We start from the raw sequence: 21947 nt of genomic DNA, 5'->3' as shown, positions 1-21947 counted from the left end.
TTCTCAAACCATAATATATGCAGGTAACCCAAACATTCTTTCATAGAAAAGAATACTTAGGTTTGCTAATTTATTTAGTTGCAGCTACTTGGCTCTCCGCAGATAACCGTTCTGCTTCTCGTTGTAAATCTTCAACTTTATCAGTTCGTTCCCAAGTTAAATCTAAATCATCACGCCCAAAATGACCGTACGCCGCAACTTGCTTAAATATGGGGCGGCGAAGATCAAGCATTTTAATGATACCTGCTGGGCGAAGGTCAAAATACTTACGTACCATTTTGACTAAAATTTCCTCACTTATTGTGCCTGTTCCGTAAGTATCAACCATGATGGATACTGGTTCAGCTACTCCAATTGCATAGGCCAATTGCACCTCACAACGTTCAGCCAACTTTGCTGCAACGATGTTTTTAGCCACATACCGGGCCGCATAAGCCGCAGACCGGTCAACCTTAGTGGGGTCCTTACCGCTAAATGCACCGCCACCATGACAGGCCATACCACCGTATGTGTCTACAATGATTTTTCGTCCGGTAAGCCCGGCATCGCCCTGAGGCCCCCCAATAACAAACCGCCCGGTTGGGTTAACTAAGTATCTTATATTTTCATCCATAAACTCCGCTGGTATCACTGGTTTGATGACCTGCTCAATTATATCTTTTTTTAAGACATCCATGGAAATATCAGCACTATGCTGAGTAGATATAACAACAGTATCAACTCTAATAGGTTTATTATCTTCATATTCAACAGTAACCTGAGACTTTCCGTCAGGTCTTAAGTAGGGGAGCGTCCCCTGCTTACGAACTTCGGCCAACCTCTTAGTTAACTTATGTGCCAAGAAAATAGGCATAGGCATCATTTCCGGCGTTTCATTAGTCGCATACCCAAACATCATCCCCTGGTCACCCGCGCCAATAGCCTCTATTTCCCCATCATTCATGCTGCCTTCTTTTGCTTCCAAAGCCTTATCTACACCCATAGCAATATCTGACGATTGTTCATCGATGGAAGTCAATACGGCACAAGTTTCACTATCAAATCCGTATTTTGCCCTCGTATAGCCAATATCTTGAATGGTTTGCCTAACCACTTTAGGAATATCTACATAACAACTCGTAGTAATTTCTCCCGCTACCAGTACCATCCCGGTAGTAATGGCAGTCTCACACGCAACTCTTGCCATAGGGTCCTTTTGATAAATAGCATCTAAAACAGAATCTGAAATCTGGTCCGCGATTTTATCAGGGTGCCCCTCAGTCACTGATTCCGATGTAAATAATCTTCTATTTCCCATCTTCCTTCACCTCTCCACTTAAAAATATGTTTATTCTCCCCAACTAGCTAAATATTCTATTTGCTTATTTGTAAGCTTATCAATATCTACTCCCCATGTATCAAGCCGCAATTTGGCAACGTAATTATCAATATCTGCCGGCACCGTATGTACTTGAGGCTCCATCTTTTTACCATGCTCCACAATATGCTTTAAAGCCAGTGCCTGAAGTGCAAAAGTCATATCCATTACTTCCACCGGATGGCCATCCCCTGCAGCAAGATTGACTAATCTCCCACCGGCTAGTAAATACAACTTCCGTCCATCTTTCATTTGAAATTCCTCAATGTTTTTACGAACCTCTCTGACACTTTCAGCTCTATTAGCCAAATCGTTCTTATTCACTTCTATATCAAAGTGCCCCGCGTTGCACATTACTGCTCTATCTTTCATTACTTCAAAGTGCTCGTCCGCGATAACATCACAATTACCGGTAACCGTAACAAATATGTCCCCTCTTTTAGCCGCTTCCAACATAGGCACCACTTCAAACCCATCCATAAAAGCCTCTGTTGCCTTAATTGGATCAACTTCTGTGACAACGATTTTGGCACCTAAACCTTTCGCGCGCATTGCTACACCTTTCCCACACCAACCATATCCTACAACCACAACGGTTTTCCCAGCAATAACAAGATTTGTAGTACGCATAATGCCGTCCCAAACCGATTGGCCTGTACCATACCGATTGTCGAACAGATATTTACAGTAAGCATCATTCACGGCCATCATGGGGAATAAAAGCTTACCTTCGTTGTCTAAAGCTTTAAGTCTTACGATGCCTGTCGTTGTCTCCTCACAGCCGCCAAGTATTTCCTTCGCCTGTTCGATACGTTCGCTATGTAAAGTACCTACTAGATCTCCACCGTCATCAATGATAGCATCAGGTTTAAAATCTAGGACCTTATTAATATGCTCATGATATTCTTCATCAGTAACATTATACCAAGCATATGCCGTTATCCCACTTTCAACCAGCGCGGCGACAACATCATCTTGAGTGGATAGCGGATTACTACCGCAAACCGCTACTTCAGCACCGCCCGCTTGGATTACTTGGGCCAAATATCCTGTTTTGGCTTCAAGATGCAAACAGATAGAGACCTTAGAACCTGTAAAAGGTTGTTCCATTTTAAACTGTTCTTCAATGGTATTTAGCAAAGGCATATGTGCCTTTACCCAGTCTAGCTTTAGTTTGCCTTCAGGTGCTAGATTAATATCCTTGATGACTGAACCAGATACTTTTGACATTTTAACCACTCCATTTTTTTACCAATGAAAGTAATAGTAATTTCATTTGTCATATTCTTTAATTTTTAAGGTTCTACTTATTCCCTATTTTTCGAAAACATACTCCTGTGTTATCAAATTTTACTTGCCACAAACACGATTTTTCTCTTAAATCCGGTTTCATTCTCTACCATAATCATCATCAAACCTTATAATATCGTCTTCTTCCAAGTAATCACCCATTTGCACTTCAATAATTTTAAGAGGGAATTTCCCAGGGTTCTCAAGTCGGTGCTTTTGGCCCGCTTTCACAAATATACTCTCGCCAGGGCGAACAAATTTCACATCGTCATCTATAGTTACTTTGGCCATTCCTTTAACAACGATCCAGTGCTCACTTCTATGATGATGAAGCTGGTAGCTTACCCTTTTCCCTTGATTAACCGTAATCCTTTTAATTTTAAACGAGTCCTTTTCTTCCTCTAGCACCTTGTAATGACCCCAGGGGCGATAGTCTTGCACGTGGTATTCCGTTCTTGAATCTTGTTGTTCTTTTAGAATATCTACAATCTCTTTAACTTTTTGAGACTCGCCTTTTTTGCAGATTAATAAGGCATCGCGGTTATCAATTATAATTAAATCGTCAACATTAACAGTTGCCACCAATTTCCCAACTTGCGAATGTACAAATGTATTTGTTGTATCAAGTAATATATTATTTTGGTTCGTAATATTGTTGGATGAATTTTTCTCAAGCACTTCATACAAAGAATCAAAACTACCCAAATCATTCCAACCAATCTCTGCAGGCACCACAGCCACTCTTGAACTTTTTTCCATAATGCCGCAGTCTATGGAAATTTTTGTCTGAATTTTTGAAAAAGCACCCTCGAGATCCGAGCTTGATTCAAAGGCGTCAAATACTTCAGATGCATATATTTTAACCTCTTCAGTAAATAACTTTGAGTCAAAAAGAAAGATTCCACTGTTCCAATAGTAACCCTTTTTTATGTACTCCACTGCTGTATCATAATTAGGTTTTTCTTTAAATTCCTTAACAACGTAACCATTGCCTTTAGCTTCCCCAGGCGAGATGTATCCATAACCGGTATTTGGGCCGTCCGGTTTAATGCCAAAGGTAATCAAATAGTCTTTTGTTAGCTCTTCTGAAGCCCAACTTAGTCCAGCAAAGCGGCTGCCTTCAGCAATCTTATGATCTGAAGGAAAAACTAATACTGAATCATGTCCTTTTTTTGTGATCTCATGAACACCTGCGTAAATGGCAGGTAAAGTATTCTTTGCCTCAGGTTCAACTAGAATATTATTCTCTTTGTAATCATAACCTAGTTCTTCAACTTCACCCATCACTAAGAACTTATATTTCTCATTTGTAACAACAAATATATCATCGATATCCGCTAATAATAGACTTCTAATAAATGTTTCCTGAAACAAAGATTCTTCCTTTCCTTGCAATTTGATAAATTGCTTAGGATAGCGATCCCGGCTTAGTGGCCACAACCTAGTACCACTTCCACCAGCCAAAATAATTACTTTCATTAGTCAGTCCCCCCATCAACATTCTGTTGTAGTGTTTGTCACTCAAGTCCCATTGGTGTTTGACCATATACTTAGGCTATGGCCACAACGAGAAACAAAGGCGCACAAAGAATTAAAACTAACGCTGAAATTAAAATATCAAATAAACGTTAGTACCATATTAACAACATCGTCTAATGACAATTAGGCCTAGTACATTGCTCTTTAAAAATTACATAATTCACCAAAAAACATATTGGACCGCTGAGGCGTATATATAAAATAGAACCATACATGCCTTGTCCAAGGTTCCATCCCGTAACTCAACTTTATGTCCAACTGCTCCACATAATTATTTTAGCGTAAATAGTCCACCAATCTATCCAGCGCTTCCGGCAAAACCACAGTATCAGGGTTAAGAAGCAGGATGAACTCCCCTGGGGCTTTAATAACATCGGGAAATTTGTCCTTTATCATTTCCGTAGTGCCATCAGAAGAATTGTTATTAACTATGAATATTTCACACGAACTAACTTTGGGACCCCAAGAGGTATTGATACTAAAGCATCATATAATAGCATATTAAAAGTATAACTTACAATAACTATAGATAAGTCCATATTAACACCTTTTTTAGTTTGCAGTTTTTGTTTTAACAATGGCCGCCGAACAATCTACACGCCTATACCCTTGTAAATAAAACCTAAGCTCTCAACTAAATCACTATCAATAACGTTTCTTCCATCAATAATAATTTTTTTATTTACCAGATTGCCTATTGTGAACCAATCTGCTTCAATTAGTTCATGCCATTCTGTGACTAATATGATGGCGTCTACCCCTTCAACTGCTTCCAAAACCGAGCTACTATAGGTTATTGTATTTCGAATAATCTTTGTAGCATTATTCATAGCTATAGGGTCGTAGGCTTTTACATGAACATTTTTTGCTATCAGTTCCTCGATTATATTTATAGATGGCGCTTCCCGTAAGTCATCTGTGTTGGGTTTGAATGCCAAGCCTAAAACGGCCACTTTTTTTCCATCTAAGTTATCATAAATCTGTTTTAAGCTGTCTATAACTTTAAATCGCTGTTTTTTATTCACATCAACTACAGACTTTAAAATTTTAAAATCATAATCAACACTAGCGGCAATTTCTACTAATGCCGTTGTATCTTTGGGGAAACAAGAGCCGCCGTACCCAATACCGGCGTTTAAAAACTTATCGCCTATTCTTTTATCATATCCCATACCTTTAGCCACTTCTTTGACGTTAGCGCCCACCTTTTCACAGATGTTAGCTATCTCGTTAATAAATGAGATTTTTGTTGCTAAAAATGCGTTAGAAGCATATTTAATCATTTCTGCACTCTTAACATCAGTAATTAAAACTGGCGCATTAAAAGGTTCATGCAATTTTTTCATAATTTCGGCCGCTTTGTTAGAACTTGCACCGATTATCACTCTATCCGGGTTCATAGAATCCTGAATAGCATTTCCCTCTCTTAAAAACTCAGGCACCGAAACTATATCAAAATCAACAGGTTCTGCTTGGTGTTTCATTACTATTTCCCGAACGAAATCACCCGTCCCTACCGGTACCGTGCTTTTGTTGACAATTAATTTATAGTCATTCATGTATTTGCCAATACTTGCCGCTACTGCTTCAATAAATCTTAAATCCGCTTGCCCATTTGGTAAAGGCGGTGTACCAACTGCTATAAAAATAACGTCTGAACTCGCGACTGCTTCTTTGATATCAGAAGTAAAGCTAATCCTACTTTCCTGAACGTTGTTCTGAACCAATTCTTTTAGTCCTGGCTCATATATTGGCATTTCCAGATTGTTTAACATTTTAATTTTTTCTGAATCTTTATCAACACAAATTACCTGATTACCTAGCTCTGCAAAACAAACCCCTGACACTAAGCCCACATACCCCGTTCCAATCACTGAAAGTTTCATGAAAACTGCTCCTCTCTATGCTTTTTCATTTTCTTCGATTGTTACTGCAGTTTCCAATAAATAATCAATATCAACTTTCACGTTTGAGTTCTCGTAACCCTTTATTTTGTCGACCTTATCATACTCGATTCTTTTTATCCTATATAAAATCTCATCGTTTACTTTCCTGTTTGCGGATATCGCATCAGCCAGTAAACCGAACATAATAATTTGTACACCTGAACTCAAAAAAATTGAAGTTAATATCAGGGATTGTACATGCCCATCGCCTTGCCCACTAAAGAAGAAATACATGTACCGAAAGCCCACTAACAATCCTAACAGGAAGACAATGGAACCCAAAGTCAAAAAAACTTTCATAGGCCTGTACATAGTATAAATCCTAATTATTGTTGTTGCTGACCTTTGGATGTATCCCCTAATGCTTTTAAACAGTCTTGACTCTCTTAGCTGTTCATTGGTGCCTATAGGAACATTTTCTATGGCAATTTTCCTTCTGCCCGTATCAATAATGGTTTCCAATGTGTAACTATACTCTGAAATCACGTTTAGTTTCATGGCAGCTTCTCTAGCATAAGCCCTGAATCCGCTGGTAGTATCATTGACATTGGTATCTGATGCTAATCTCACAACCCAACTGCCAAGCTTCTGCAGTTTTTTCTTAAGCGGTGAAAAATGCTCTATAGTATCAGTCTGTCTATCTCCCACCACAACTTCAGCCCTTCCATCTAAGATGGGCTTTACTAATTTAGGTATATCCTGACCCTTATACTGGTTATCACCATCTGTATTAACAATAATATCTGCATCTAGCCTTAAGCATGCATCAATTCCCGCCATAAAGCCCTTCGCTAATCCCCTATTATTAGGGAAACTTACTATATGATGTACTCCCAACTTTTTCGCGACTTCTATGGTTCTGTCGTTGCTACCATCATTTATTATCAAATATTCAATTGTATCTACCCCAAAGATTTCCCTAGGCAAATCTTTCAATGTAATTGGTAACGTCTTTTCTTCGTTATAACATGGTATTTGAATAATAAGCTTCAACGCCATCCCCCCTGTTGCTGTGAAAAAACTTATTTGTTTTGTTTTGCCATTAGTTTAGACACAATGCTGTAAAATACAAAAACAACTAAACCAGCTGATAATTCTCCAACAATAAGCCAGACCCTTGACAATAATGCCATTATATATGCAAGCTGTTTATCAAAATAAAACGAAAGAAAATAGCTTAAAACCCCTTCTCTAACCCCAATACCGCCGGGAATTGGACTAAGGAAACCTGCTATCCACGAAGCAGGAAAAACACTAACTAATACCAGGCTTTTGCCATAGATACCCAGACTATTACAAAAAACTTTAAAAGCCATTCCGAATATAAACCATGATGAAATATAATAAAATAATATGCCCAGGAAAGTTTTTCTTTGTAAACTAAAAACAAACTTGTTCCCAAATTTATTAGAAAATACATTTAGTAAATAATTGAGTAATCTTAGATCAAAAAAAACAAGAAAAATCACCAACAATAAGACCAGAAATCCCCAGAGCCATTCCCTGTATAAATGGCCCAAAAAGAATAGGGATAATACGAAGGCAGAGAATACTTTCATAAACATTTCTAAAACAATACTAGCTCCAGAATGAGTCTTAGAAATATTTTTCTTCTGGGCCAGATATACTCGTCCAAAGATATTTATTACCCCTCCAGGCAAGTAGCGTGCCATTTGGGACAAATAAAAAATAGTTATGGAATCTCTATATCGTAGTTTCACGTTTAATGCATGCAGAATAAAATTCCAACCTATTCCGTCAAGAAATAAGTAAAAAATATACAAAAATAAAGAAAGGATCAAAAGAGAGTAATCCATGGTAATAGCTAGGCCTTTAATTTGGGCCCAATTACTGTATAACGATTTTCCAATAAACAATAAAATAAGGACACCAAAAAAATATAAGATAGTTCTTTTTATCACTTTATTCTTAATAAAGTTTTTCATCAGGCTTTGGTTTCCTTTGCCTTTTTTAAGACAAAAATGTATGTTGGAATCAGAGAATGCCCTAAAGACCATATCCATTTAGGAACGACTTTGAGAATTATCAGAAATAATTTATTGTTTGTTACATTAAATTCCATCGGCTTACTAAGTATTTTTACAGTATAATCAACATGCTTAAATCCATGAATAGAAAATAAATTCAAAGTTTGTTTATAGGTTAAAAATTTTTCGTAATACTCATCATTAGATGTGAACGTTTTAATGTATTTATCTGCAATGTTTTTAGGCAACCAGGACAAAAAGGGCAGTTTGTAATGTGGCTCAATAATGATCCATTTATTACCTACGCCAAAATAACAAACACCATTTTTCTTCAGCACCCGGTATAATTCGTTCATTAAAACATTTACATCAGGGACATGCTCATAAACGTGATTGCATATTACAACATCAAATGAATTATCGTTAAATGGCAATTTCATCGAGTCCCCAACAATAAAACTACAATTTGGTTGGGAATTACTTGCATTGGCAACCTTGATTGCCTCTTCGTCTATATCACAACCGACCACTGACTCAAAATAGTCTGCCAAGTAACTCGTTATAATACCACCTGAACAACCAACGTCTAGGCAAATACCGTCAGTTAGTTCTTTTGACCTATCAGTTGAAAAGTCATGCAAAACTTTATAGATTTTTTTTGCTTTTTCCCGTCTCTTTCGATAATTTAACATTTCCTTATTGGTTTGGGAATAATTACGTTGATAGTCTCTCATTTCCCCTTCACTTCCTTGTAACATGAAATTAGCGTCTGGTCAATTCAATAGTAGCCACAAAATGGTTTTGTCTTTAAATCTTGATATTGGGTTGACAATCACCCAATATAGAAAAGCTTATTTTGGTCTAATAAAGTGTGGGGAACCCTCAGACGCCTTACAACATGTAAAGACGCAAAATCCATACTTTACCAATTAAGTAGTGCTTCAACTACTTCCACCATTCGGTCCCACGAATATTTTTCCTGGTCATTTTTTATGTTTTTTGTTAATGTTCTTTCCTTATTTTTAGCAAAATATTTAATTATTGCATCAGCGAGTTGAGCAGAATTGTGTGGTTCAACCACATACCCAGTCCTATTGTCCGCCACTACATCAGGTAAGCCTCCGACGTTCGTAACTATAACAGGACGCTCAAATCCGTACGCAATCTGCACAATCCCACTTTGTGTAGCTGAGATATATGGTAGCACTACAATATCAGACGCAGCGAAAAATTTGCCTACCTCCTTGTCTGGTATATACCCATCATAAATTTTGACATTATTAGTTAGCCCAAGCGAACGTACATCTTCAACATATTTTTGTTTATTATCATAAAAATCACCAACTATTAGTAGCTTAATATCTTCATAAAATTGAAATACTTGGGGCATGGCCCTTATTAAATATTGCAAACCCTTGTACTCCCTAATAAAGCCGAAGAAAAGTAGGACTCTTTCTCTTGCACCAATTCCTAACATTTCTCTCGCCCGAACCTTTGGCAAATCTTCAATTTTAAAAACATTGTATGTTGGGTGAAAAGCCCTCTTATAGTTTGCTTTAGGCAGTAACGCCAGAAGCTTATTTTCATCATCCCCTGACTGAACAATAAAGTGGTGTCCTACGCCTAGCGTTAAACGAGTCATCTGTTTATCAAACGGCATTCTATCGTGTGGCAAAACATTATGACAAGTAAATATTATCTTTGTTTTAGTAAGTATCCTTGACAATAAAGATATAACAAAATAAGAAGGCGCAAAAAACGGATTCCACCATTGAAGTATTATAACATCTGGTCCATACTTTTTTATTTGATATACCGTCCTTATCCAACTCCCTGGATGAATCGTATTTATCAAAAAGCAAGTATTTTCAACCTTAAACTGATCGTTTGCATAATCCTTTTGTTCTTGACCAGGATAAAGAAAGGTTGGATATTGAAACTTAAATGATATTAATTTTACATCATATTTTTTGTTTAATGCTTTATATAATAGACTGGTATAATGGGCAATACCTCCTTTATAGGGATAAACGGGCCCAACAATTACTATTTTCCTTTTTGCATTATCCATTAGTATAATCACCACCGCACTATTTGAATTCGCATAGACAAACTTTTCAACATTTTAGCAGTCGTTACTCTAACGTTTCAATTCTAACCCAATCAGTAGCCAATACTTGGTCTTTATTATCAGAATACCCATAGTTAATCGGATTCCATAGATTATTTGTTTAATTGTTAATTCTTGGTGAACCCCTTTATTTAGCAATCGTTTATCGATGAACATGTCATATTCCAATTCATCCGAGTTATTCACTACATAATCTACTTTTTTCCCATTAAAATAAAACTCAACGTCTTGCATAATCTTTCTGGTACAATTTTTATATGTAATATCTAAGCCATGGAGTTGTGCAACAACCTTTGTTTTGGGAGACACTAGTTTGGAAAACCAACCAACGCTAGTACAAAATCCCCTAAATGAATAACATCCCACTTGTTACGGGTTAACAATACATGTATTAAACTATACGGTATAAACCATAGTAAATGAATCTGACTCTTTCCCAAAGCTAGGATTTTCTTTTCGCAATCTATTCCCGTAGTGATGTGGTAACTATGCTGTTCCATCCCTCCTACTTGCGGAGGATATTTCCTAGTAATAAACAAAACTCTCTTATGAAATCACCTCAATGAATATCTTCACACCTTAATCGGTTAAGATATAAAATAATTTCTAAGAATAAAGCACAACTTTACTGCAAGTCAAAAACAACCGGATTAGACTTAACACCTTTAGCGGAATCATAAAGATATAGTTCATAAGTTATTCCCTTACTTAATAATTCTTTTGGAACTGTAGCTGTTAAGTGGTCAGCATAATATACAGTTTCCAATTGGAAATTATTAAGAATTACAGATGTATTTCTGGTATGACCCAAGGTAATAAACCACATTGCAAAGTCTTTGGAGGGGTTTATGTTTTTTACGTTTGCCCCAAATTTTAGTATTTTAAGGCTCGGAGATATTTTAACATTTTGAAAGGTCGATAATAATCTCTTTCTTACATCACTATAATTAGCAAGCTTATATAAAGCAAAAACCTCCTTACCATTTGTCTCATAGAACTCTTTAACTTTTTGTATTTCTCCATCTAGACTTTCCATTAAAGGGAAAAAAGTTTTAGCTACTTCCTTATCTAAATCGGAATAAAGTGGAAAATACAGTTCTTTAACATCCAAAAACCAAGGAGATGTTAATTCTTTTTTGAGCACTTCTTCCCTCTCTCCCTCATTTCTTGCGTTCTTTAATTGGAACACTACAGAATGTATATCAGCCTCCCCTTTATTTAAAAAATATAATTGAGAATACAAACCCCATTCCAAATGTACAACTCGATTAAAATCTATATTGTTTGAAACTATATACTTATTTAACTGGAAAATAGCTGGACTAAAATAACCTAGTCCGTTAACTTCACTGGCTTTTGTTACAATTTTATTAGACGCAAAGAAATTCGAACTTATTAAAACCAAAGGTAAAAACAAGCAAAGAATTTTTACCAAGCGACCACTTGAATTTTTATATACTTTGTAAAATAAAACCAAACAGCTAAGTAACGAAAGCTCAAAAAAAGGTAATAGGTAAGCATAATGGCCAGGTCTGGTAGTATTCGGACTTATTAGTATAAAGAAAAATATTATCAAGAAATTTGTTATTGGAAAAAAATAAATTTTATATTGTTTCACAGATTTCGATAATACCAGTTTATATAGAACAATCAGATACAGAATCACTATCAAGCCAAACAATACCAAATACACATCAAAGCTACTGCCCATAAAATTACTAACGTGTTCCATTTTTAAGGCCACTTCTTTTTGCAACGGTAAAGTCTTCTTATAGTCTATTGGATTGGCATTGTATTTATCTGGCATAAATAGCTTTAGAAATAAAGGCCTAAATGACGCAAAACCAGTAAGGACATTATAAATAATATAATTGAATAAGCCTACAAACACGGCACTAGTTATTGTAATTCCATTCTTGACAGACATCAAGGATTTAAACTCTTGATAAAAAAACAATAAACTAGTTAGAACTAAAGAACTCAAAATCCACAAACTGTAAAACTCCAGATTAACCATAAAACTGGACAAAAAAACCGCACACCACAAATACAGTGCCTTTCTATCCCTATTAAAGTAGATATACATTAGAAAAGCAGCTATTGAAAAAAATAACAAATGTAATGTAGATACAAAACCAAAGGTAATCTCGGGATATAATATTGGAGAAGTAATAATCATTAATGATAAAATTAATGCCAAATTAAAATTGTATTTAGAAGCTAAATAAAACAAAACAGTAATTGAAATTAAAAAATATATCAGATATAGAAACCTGATTCCAATAAGAAAATTATCAAAGAAGATTAATGGTAAATACTTCAACAAAGGAGTAGAACTAATATATTGTTTGTACATTAATGGTATTTGTAGTTTGAACAAAGGTAGGGTAAAGATGCTTTGATTCCATTCATGCGCATTTTCGTTTATGAAAGGCAATAAATTATTTGCTCTAAACACTTCGTCGAATTCCATCCCGTAAGTTAGAAAACCTCTAAAAAAATAAATCACGATTACTGACAAGGCTAAACTAGCTAAAATAAATTTCACCTTACCGTTACTAGACCTAATTTTGTTGTTTTGGACAATGTTTCTTCGTTCTATCAATACTATGTTCCCCCAGTATAAGCTGTGATAAGAGGCCTGATGCCTCGGTTATCCCAAAAAATCTTTGGAAGTAATGTGATAAGCAGCCTCTTTTGAAAAGTACTCAGCAATGTATTCACCTGAATTTGCAGCCAATTTGCTCCATAATTCCTCATTAAAATATAAATCTACCACACTACTTGCAAAATCCTGTTCATTATCAGCAATTACAAGGTTATTCTCAACCGATGGTAAGCCCTCAGCACCTATAGAAGTTGTTACAATTGGAACACGATAATAAAGGGCCTCCACAACCTTCCCTTTCACTCCGGCCCCAAACCTCAAAGGCACTACTACTACTCTACATTTTTTATACAGCTCATCCAGTTCTTCATCTGAAACAAAGCCAGTGACTATTATGTCTTCGGACTGCAACTGTTTAATGTCTTCTGGTGGTTTTGAACCCACTATGTAGAATTTGACGTTTGGCAACCTTATCTTAATTCCAGGCAATACTTCGCGGACAAACCATAAAACTGCATCCCCGTTAGGTTTATGATTAAAGCCGCCCACGAATAGTATGTCTTTTGTATCTTGGAAGTTTCGAGGGGATATGCTTTTGAAGTCATCATAAATGTACACTGGAATGTTTCGAATCTCTTTAGACGGAAATTCTTTCTGCAATACCTTTTGCTCGTAATTTCCAACTACGTATATCACGTCTGCCTTATTAAACAGCTCAAATTCAATCTGTTTCCATCTCTTAGATGATTTTAATAATTCGTCATTTTTGTCAAATTCGTGGTTTCTTAGTTCTCGCAAATAATGCAGGTCATGTCCGAAATATATAATTTTTGCATCAGTATGATTTCTTATTTTGTCTATATACTTAATAGAAATATGAGGCCTATTAAGATACGCATAGTCGATATTATTGCCGTTTTGTTTAATCCATTTTTCAATGTTTTGAGCATACCAATTCCCGTATAAGACTTGTACTCCCATTTGCTGTAGTTTAGTGGTGTATGGCTCATGTTTATAAAAGTTATCACCTATAAAAACGACGTTAAATCCCATTTGTTTAAACAATTTTAGATAATGGTACGTGCATTTGCCGCCAGCGTCTTTATCAAAATGTGGTACGTAATGATCTACAAAAAGAATAGTTTTTTTATCAGAACTTCTATCCCTTGCCTGAAATACATTTTGCCCATTGTTAGAATGACTGCGTTCTAATTCACTTCTCCACTTTTCAATAAACTTTTCTTTATTCTTAGCCTGATAACTCTTAATCCCACTATTAATATCCGTACCATGCGACTGCCCTTCAAAATGCACAACAACAGATTTTGGCTGGTACATCACTTTATATCCTTTTCTTCTTATCTCAAAGGCCAAGTCTGCATCTTCAAAGTAAGCAGGAACATAAGTTTCATCAAACCCACCAATTTCATTCCACAGATCGGACCTAACCATAATACTAGCCCCGGAAATATAGTCAACTTCTTTGACGTAGTTATACTCCGGCTTTTCGGGGTCGTCCAGGCGGCCATAGTTCCAACCACTGCCGTCACGCCAAATAATGCCCCCGGCTTCTTGAAGTTTTCCATCGCCGTAGACTAATTTGGAACCAACTAAACCAACCTTATTATCGCTTTCAATTAATTCAACTAGTGATGCTAGCCAACCTTTTTGTACATTTGTATCGTTGTTAAGTAAATGAGTATATTTACCTTTTGCGTATTTCGCAGCGTTATTACAGTTTAATAAAAACCCTTTGTTGGTTTTGTTCCGTACCACGGTAATGTTTTCTATATAATCCTTGATGTTGATTGTCTCGTCAGATGAAACATCATCAGCGATAATTACTTCATAATCAACATCTTGTGTGTTTTCTTTAATAGATTTTAAACATGAATACGTGTAATCCCACTGATTGTAGACTGGAATAATAATGGAGACAACGGGCCGCTCGCTAACAGGAAAAACTATTTTGGGTTTATCGTTTGCATCGGTGATATCGTAAATGTCTATTGGCTGCGGCTTTACTTCTGAATGTTTTTCAAGATAATCATCTACTCTATTTTCTAACAACCCAGCATTTTCTGTTCTAAAATAAAATCTAAACTTTTGCAGATTTTCTTTATTCATACTTTTTAGCATTTGTGTCGGATGCTTAAGCGTCTTTACTAACAGTTTAGCTGCTAACTTTCTCTTACTGTTATTAGGTAAGACGTAATCCCTTAACCTATAATATTTTGTCAGCAGCTTCCAACCATCTGATTGCAGTATGTTATTCAGCTTACGTTCATCCTGCAGTAGTTTATTAATATGGCCTTCTTGATTGTTAATAGTGACATTCAAACTGTCAACATCTTGTTTCAAAGTCTCAACATATTCAGCACGCTGTTCAATCTGCTGCTTTAGTTCATCGATAACTGAGTTCTTCTCCTGAAGCTTCTCTTCTTGCTGTTTTTTAATTTCTTTAAGATTATTAATCAGTTCCTCGTGTGCCGCAGTCAACACTTCAATATCTCGTTGCAAGTTCTCAACTGATAGATCGCGCTGTTCAACCTGTTGCTCTAAGTCTTCGATAGCTATTTTTTTTTGCTGCAGTTCCTGGTAGTGCCGCTTTTTATTTTTTCCAAGCTCATCAAGTAATCTCTGATGCCCTTCGGTAAGTTCAATTAAGATAGTATTTTTTTCACTGATTTGCTCATCTTTGGCTAAGACAACCTCATCCATTTTTTCAATTAATGTTGAAATTTCATTGCCATTCTCCAGGTTTGTTTCTATAACTTGCTTAAGCTCAGTGGAATAGTTATCTAATGTATCCGCCAACTGTCCTTTTTCTAAGTTAACTCTGCTTTGTAATTGCTGCTGCAAATCAGTAATCAGTTGGTCTTTGGAGTTTATTAGCTCATTCAATGTGCCAAGATGCCTGCTTCTCTCCTCCACTTCATCCTGAAGGGTAATAACCCGATTCATAATAGTACCGTATCTATTCTCAGTATCCATTACCACAGAGTTCATCATTAGAGACGCTACTGGTTTATTGCTGCATACGGCGATTAGATACTTACCAGTCTCTTTTGGCCGTTGATTCCATTTCTGAATACTTAATTCGCTGCCCTTGCTATTACCTATTATGGAAGTAACTTCAAACCTTTGATAAAATACATTTACATGCCTAAAACATCTAGATAAAAAATCTACGAATTCACTTTCATAAAATTCTTTTATATGATATTCATTTTTGTAATTTGGCGCATCAGAATAGGTGCGTTTATCCGGTGTGGAAATAATAAAAATGCCGTCATCTCTTAATACTCTTGAGACCTCTTTTAAAAACTTTGTTTGGGTCTCTTCATTGACGTGTTCTATTGTCTCAAAAGAAATAAACACATCAACAGAGTTATCGTCATTTGGCAAAGCATCAATTGAAGCAGTGGCGAAATTTAAATTATTACCCTTATATTTGCTTTTTGCATAATTTATTGCTTCATCGCTTATGTCATAGCCATAAACAAATTTCGCATGTTGTGAAAGTATCTCGGAACCGTAGCCTTCCCCACAAGCAGCATCAATTACTACTTTATCCTTAACCAAATCTGCAGCCGAATAATATCTTTGATAATGCTCTATCTCTAACTGCGTATCTGTTGATGCGTTGGGAACAAATCTCTCACCGGTAAACTTCATCTATAACCCCTCAATCTATAGCCCTAAATTTTAAACCATCTAAAAACATATAACCAGGAAGGTCATAGGTTTGTCCATCTTCCATTCTTACGATTAGCGCATCATGAATCCAACAATGCTGTACATGGTCACTTTGACTGCCGGAAGCGACCGCTGGCGATATTGAATAAAAGCCGCTTTTCAATGGAGGCATAAGAAATTCAAAGCAGTAGTCCTTTAAATCATTTTCATCAACATTATCCAAGGTGTTATCTAACACATAACTGTTAAATTGAGTAACTATATTACCCAGCCTGTCTTTTAAGGAGGCCCCTATTATGGGCGATCGCAAGACACAATTGTATTTTACTTTAATAAACAGCTTCAGTTTTTGTCCTGGTTGAACTACCGTAACTTTCTCGTTACTTGGTGCGTCTATTAAAGAAATCCCTATAATCTTAGCCTTACTATCCCCAAGCACATCCAAACTTGGGTCAATTGGCTCAATATCCTGCTCATAACTATCATCGCGTACTGGTGTTTCTTCCTTGCTTTCACTCATGCTCTCATATTTCTTGAGCTGGGAATTTATCATAAAAGCTTGATATCTTTTCGCAACTTCTTCCGGTTCGCCATCCTCTACTATCATCCCGTCATTTAACCAAATTACTCTATTACAAAACTTATTAACTGCCGCTATGTCGTGGGACACAAACAAGACTGTTTTGTCTTGTTGAAGTTCTTCTATTTTTCTAAAACATTTTTGTTGAAATCTAATATCTCCAACCGCCAATGCCTCATCTACGATTAGTATCTCAGGGTCAACATTTATTGCTACGCCAAATGCCAACCTTACAAACATCCCGCTAGAATAGGTCTTTACAGGTTGATTGATAAAATCACCGATATCAGCAAAGGATAATATTTGCTCTAATTTACTATCCATCTCTTCCTTGGAAAAGCCCATGATAGATCCGTTAAGATAGATGTTCTCCATACCGGTAAAATCGGGATTAAAACCGGCGCCCAATTCTAATAATGCAGAAACCTTCCCACTGACGTTTACTTGCCCTGAAGTGGGTGTCATCACATTGGTAATAGCTTTAAGCAACGTAGATTTGCCCGAACCGTTCCTTCCAATAATCCCAACTGTCTCACCCTTATTTACGCTAAAAGAAATGTCCTTTAGTGCGTAGAACTCTTTGTGGTATATCCTACGTAAGGGACTTAATGATTCTTTTAACCTGTCCGTGGGGTTATCATATAATTTATAGACTTTTGATAATTGGCTAACTCTAATTACCGTATTTAAATGACTCATAATAAATCAGTTCTCCTCATAGTAAGTCAGCGAAATGGGGTCTCAGCCGCCTGAATAGTACGGCTCCCACCAGTAACAAAGTAAAGGTAACGGCCCAAAAATACACGGTTAGCTGCGGGCTGTTCCAGAACCAGCTGTGATAAATTAATGTGTCCCGGTAACCTGTTACAATATAGTAAAAAGGATTAAGTTTTATCAGAAACTGATATCTTTCCGGCAGCATATCTAATGACCAAAAAATGGGCGTCAACCAAAAACCAAACTGAAGAACCATATTTACAAACTGGCTGACATCCTTAGTAAAAACTGCTAAAGAAGATGTTATCCATGATAACCCAACCACTAACAATATCGTTGCAACTAAGTAATAGATAAGCTGCAGATAATATAGGTTAGGGGTGTAACCATAAGCAATAAACATGATAATCAAAAATATAATAAAAAATAAATGTACAAAAAGTGCTGAAATAATCTTAATAATGGGTAGTAATGCTACCCTGAACACTATGTTCTTGACAAGATAGTGCTTTTCCAGTATTGAATTTGTAGCTGTTAATAAGCCCTCAGAAAAGAAGAACCATGGGATCATGCCGCACATAAGCCAAAGAATAAATGGCACGTCTTCCACCGGTCTCGCCTTAAACCCTACTTGAAAAACAAACCAAAAGATTAGTATCGTAACAGTTGGTTGGACAAATGCCCAAATAATGCCCAGATAAGAGCCTAAATAATTTGCAGTAAAATCTTTTTTTGTTAAATCCAGCAAAAGTTTTCTATTATTTATTAAATCATTGATGAAATATACTAGTTCTTTGAAATACCGCATGCTAGCTCTCCATCTGAAATGGGCTTGTTGTGTCATCTTCATGTCTAATTTCATCGATAAGTTCTTTTTTGCCCCAACCCATAAAAAGTCTGTCAGGGTAGTTTATAACCATGCCCCGTTCAGTCTTTGACACATTTTTATATCCATGCACTATCCCTGGCGGAATAACAACAGTTGTCGGACTATCTTGTCCCACGTAAAATTCCATGTATTTACCGTAAGTTTCGCTGCCTTCACGGTTATCCCATAACCTCACCTTGAAATTACCGGGACCAATAAAAGCAAATATATCAGTTTGTTCCTCATGCTCATGGGGCCCTCTACTTACTCCGGGTTCAGTATACGAAACATAACTCATTACCGGCTGCAGGCCTTCCGGTAACTGGTCTAATCGCACCGTTTCCGTTAGAAAACCCCGCTCGTCCACATATTTTACCAGTTTTTGCGTAATAACTCCGTCAATGGTGCCTTTTTTCCACTCCATTTCTCTTAACTCCTTTAACCTACCAGCATTTTTAAGTAATCGCTATAATTCCCGTTCGGTAGAGTATCTACCAATTCCATAAACTGTTCCTTGTTTATATATCCTTGCCTGTAAGCTATTTCCTCAATACAGGCAATCTTTAAACCCTGTCTTTTCTCAATAGTGGCGATAAACTCCGAAGCTTCCAATAAACTATCTGGCGTACCGGTATCCAGCCAAGCAGTACCCCTGCCGATCAGTTCGACACTTAGCTTGCCTTGGTTTAAATACTCCAAATTCACATCAGTTATTTCCAGCTCACCTCGAGCAGAGGGTTTTAGGTTTTTAGAAATTTCCACTACCTGATTATCATAGAAATAAAGTCCTGGTACTGCATAATGGGACTTTGGCTTTTTAGGCTTTTCCTCAATGCTAAGCACTTTTCCACTTTCATCAAAGTCCACCACGCCATATCTCTCCGGGTCGCTTACCCAATACCCAAATACCACAGCGCCACTATCCAATTTTCCTGCGCCGCTTAACATCTCAGGCAGACCGTGCCCGTAGAATAGATTGTCCCCTAATATCAGACAGACATTATCGTCGCCGATAAACTCCTCTGCAATGATAAAAGCCTGGGCAATTCCCTCTGGTTTATCCTGGACTGCATAGGAAAAGCTCATGCCGATTTGATGCCCGTCACCCAAAATAGCTTTAAAATTAGGTGTATCCTGGGGTGTGGAAATAATCAACACTTCTTTTACTCCAGCGAGCATCAACGTTGATAAAGGATAGTAAATCATTGGTTTATCATAGACCGGTAATAGCTGCTTACTGGTTACCATAGTGCTGGGGTATAACCTAGTTCCTGCTCCCCCGGCTAAAATTATTCCTTTCATTTGGCTCCCCCTTATAATTGGTCTAGTTCTCTCAGCGTTCGCTGTAGTTCTTATCCAGCCAATTTTGATACTCACCACTTTTGATGTTTTCTACCCATTCTTGGTTTGCTAAGTACCACCTGACGGTTTTTCGCAAACCGCTCTCAAAAGTTTCTTTAGGCTTCCAGCCCAGATCTCTTTGAATCTTGCTGGAATCTATGGCATAGCGCAGGTCATGGCCGGGCCTGTCTTTGACGAAGGTTATTAGGTCTGTGAAATTTCGGACTTCTTTTCCCGTCTCCTCCGCCAGCACTTCGCATATCTTATTGACTATATCAATGTTCTTCCACTCGTTATTGCCGCCGACATTGTAGGTTTTGCCCACTTCACCTTTTTCGATTACTGTCCAAATGGCTTCACAATGATCTTCAACATAAAGCCAATCGCGGACATTTTCACCTTTGCCGTAAATGGGAAGCGGCTCCCCTGCCAGGGCTTTCATAATGATAATCGGAATCAGCTTTTCGGGAAATTGGTATAGTCCGTAGTTATTGGAACAATTTGTGATTTTGACCGGCAAGCCATATGTTCGGTGATATGCCCTTACCAAGTGATCACTGGCAGCTTTAGATGCGGAATAGGGACTGCTGGGGTCATAGCTTGTTTCCTCAGTAAACAGCCCGCTATCACCTAAAGAACCGTACACTTCATCGGTACTGACATGATGAAATACTTTCCCCTCTTGACCCTGCCAGTGTTTACGGCAGGCCTCAAGCAGGTTAAAAGTCCCTACTATGTTTGTCTGCACAAATTCCTCCGGTCCTAAAATGCTCCTATCCACATGGCTTTCGGCCGCAAAGTTAACTACACAGTCTACCCCTTGTCCAATAAGTTCATCTACGAGCTGCTGATTTTTTATATCTCCTTTAACAAACCGATAATTAGAATCATGCGCTACATCCTGCAAATTCTCAAGGTTTCCTGCATAGGTTAAGCAGTCCAAGTTAATTATCTTGACTTCATTCAGCTGACCCAGTAGATACTTAATAAAATTGCTACCGATAAAGCCGGCGCCACCGGTAACTAGTACAGTCTTGCTCACTAAATTACCCCCTTGAATCTAGGTATTCTTTTAATGCTTCTTTATAATCCCGCATAGGCGGCCTGCCGTGAAGTTTCCAGAAATAGTTCTCCATTACCGAATACTTCGGCCGCGGCGCGGGCCTGGGGAACGCTTCGGTAGTACAGGGATTAACTTTGATATCTATTCCTTCGATCCTAAATATTTCCTTAGCGAATTGATACCAGGTACAATTTCCGCTGTTGGTCAGATGATACAGCCCATAGGCGGGTGTTTTAATCAACTCAACCACAGCTTGAGCCAAATCCTTTGTATAAGTAGGCGAACCTTGCTGGTCATTAACTACCTTTATTTCCGAATATTCCTTGGCTAACCTAAGCATCGTCTCAACGAAGTTAGGCCCGTTTGCTCCGTAAAGCCATGAAGTTCTGATGATAAAATGTCTTGTCATCAATGATTTAATAAGTTGTTCTCCGGCAAACTTTGACTGTCCGTAAACTCCCAACGGCTTGGTACTATCAAATTCGGTGTAAGGCCGGTTAGCGGTGCCGTCAAAGACATAATCCGTACTTATATGCACTATTGCGGCAGCTTGACTTTGGCAGGCTATCGCCAAATTTCTTGGTCCCAGTGCATTAACCTTAAATGCCAGGTCCTTATTTATCTCGCAATCATCCACTTTGGTATAAGCGGCACAATTTATTACCAAATCCGGCTTGTATTGGCCAATAGTTTTTGTCACCTGATCAATCTTGGTGATATCAAGCTCTGGTTTAGTCAAACCCAGGGTATTATGTTCCTTAAAGGCGTGCATAATATCCGTACCCAACATACCGCCAGCCCCTGTAACCAATACCTTCAT

The 21947-nt window shown here is 37.4% G+C and carries 16 protein-coding genes; all 16 read right to left on the bottom strand.

The window, feature by feature from the left end; genetic code table 11:
- Positions 1-70 precede the first annotated feature (70 nt).
- Positions 71-1297 (bottom strand): methionine adenosyltransferase, encoded by a 1227-nt coding sequence (metK, locus tag MFMK1_RS03530; protein WP_366923786.1) that lies wholly within the window; start codon positions 1295-1297, stop codon positions 71-73.
- 30 nt (positions 1298-1327) lie between these two features.
- The gene (locus MFMK1_RS03525; RefSeq protein WP_366923785.1) at positions 1328-2587 is read right to left on the bottom strand and encodes an adenosylhomocysteinase; all 1260 of its coding nucleotides are present in this window, start codon (positions 2585-2587) and stop codon (positions 1328-1330) included.
- Positions 2588-2746: 159 nt separating this feature from the next.
- Positions 2747-4126 (bottom strand): mannose-1-phosphate guanylyltransferase/mannose-6-phosphate isomerase, encoded by a 1380-nt coding sequence (locus MFMK1_RS03520; protein WP_366923784.1) that lies wholly within the window; start codon positions 4124-4126, stop codon positions 2747-2749.
- A gap of 653 nt (positions 4127-4779) precedes the next feature.
- A complete protein-coding gene (locus tag MFMK1_RS03515) occupies positions 4780-6072 on the bottom strand; it encodes a UDP-glucose dehydrogenase family protein (RefSeq protein ID WP_366923783.1) in 1293 nt (430 codons plus the stop codon).
- 15 nt (positions 6073-6087) lie between these two features.
- Positions 6088-7125 (bottom strand): glycosyltransferase, encoded by a 1038-nt coding sequence (locus MFMK1_RS03510; protein ID WP_366923782.1) that lies wholly within the window; start codon positions 7123-7125, stop codon positions 6088-6090.
- Positions 7126-7154: 29 nt separating this feature from the next.
- Entirely contained in the window at positions 7155-8078 is a 924-nt protein-coding gene (locus MFMK1_RS03505; RefSeq protein WP_366923781.1) for a lysylphosphatidylglycerol synthase transmembrane domain-containing protein, read from the bottom strand.
- Positions 8078-8854, bottom strand: coding sequence for a class I SAM-dependent methyltransferase (locus tag MFMK1_RS03500; RefSeq protein WP_366923780.1), 777 nt, complete (start codon positions 8852-8854; stop codon positions 8078-8080). The genes MFMK1_RS03505 and MFMK1_RS03500 overlap by 1 nt, the downstream gene beginning before the upstream one ends.
- Before the next feature lie 188 nt (positions 8855-9042).
- The gene (locus MFMK1_RS03495) at positions 9043-10191 is read right to left on the bottom strand and encodes a glycosyltransferase (RefSeq protein WP_366923779.1); all 1149 of its coding nucleotides are present in this window, start codon (positions 10189-10191) and stop codon (positions 9043-9045) included.
- 685 nt (positions 10192-10876) lie between these two features.
- Positions 10877-12856: a hypothetical protein gene (locus MFMK1_RS03490; RefSeq protein WP_366923778.1), complete on the bottom strand. Its 1980-nt coding sequence runs from the start codon at positions 12854-12856 to the stop codon at positions 10877-10879.
- 48 nt (positions 12857-12904) lie between these two features.
- Positions 12905-16537 (bottom strand): glycosyltransferase, encoded by a 3633-nt coding sequence (locus MFMK1_RS03485; RefSeq protein WP_366923777.1) that lies wholly within the window; start codon positions 16535-16537, stop codon positions 12905-12907.
- Positions 16538-16547: 10 nt separating this feature from the next.
- Positions 16548-17837 carry an ABC transporter ATP-binding protein gene (locus MFMK1_RS03480; protein WP_366923776.1) on the bottom strand — a complete coding sequence of 430 codons (1290 nt, stop codon included), beginning with the start codon at positions 17835-17837 and terminating at the stop codon, positions 16548-16550.
- Positions 17838-17853: 16 nt separating this feature from the next.
- Positions 17854-18663, bottom strand: a complete 810-nt coding sequence (locus MFMK1_RS03475) for an ABC transporter permease (RefSeq protein WP_366923775.1) — start codon at positions 18661-18663, stop codon at positions 17854-17856.
- Position 18664: 1 nt separating this feature from the next.
- Positions 18665-19147 (bottom strand): dTDP-4-dehydrorhamnose 3,5-epimerase family protein, encoded by a 483-nt coding sequence (locus MFMK1_RS03470; protein ID WP_366923774.1) that lies wholly within the window; start codon positions 19145-19147, stop codon positions 18665-18667.
- Between the two features lie 14 nt (positions 19148-19161).
- Positions 19162-20025 carry a glucose-1-phosphate thymidylyltransferase RfbA gene (rfbA, locus tag MFMK1_RS03465; protein ID WP_366923773.1) on the bottom strand — a complete coding sequence of 288 codons (864 nt, stop codon included), beginning with the start codon at positions 20023-20025 and terminating at the stop codon, positions 19162-19164.
- Between the two features lie 31 nt (positions 20026-20056).
- Positions 20057-21106 carry a dTDP-glucose 4,6-dehydratase gene (rfbB, locus tag MFMK1_RS03460; RefSeq protein ID WP_366923772.1) on the bottom strand — a complete coding sequence of 350 codons (1050 nt, stop codon included), beginning with the start codon at positions 21104-21106 and terminating at the stop codon, positions 20057-20059.
- Between the two features lie 4 nt (positions 21107-21110).
- Positions 21111-21947, bottom strand: a complete 837-nt coding sequence (gene rfbD / locus MFMK1_RS03455) for a dTDP-4-dehydrorhamnose reductase (protein WP_366923771.1) — start codon at positions 21945-21947, stop codon at positions 21111-21113.

Source organism: Metallumcola ferriviriculae (assembly GCF_035573695.1).
GTDB classification, from domain to species: domain Bacteria; phylum Bacillota; class JADQBR01; order JADQBR01; family JADQBR01; genus Metallumcola; species Metallumcola ferriviriculae.
Note: the sequence above shows the minus strand (reverse complement) of the source record. Positions and strands in the feature narration are given on the sequence as shown.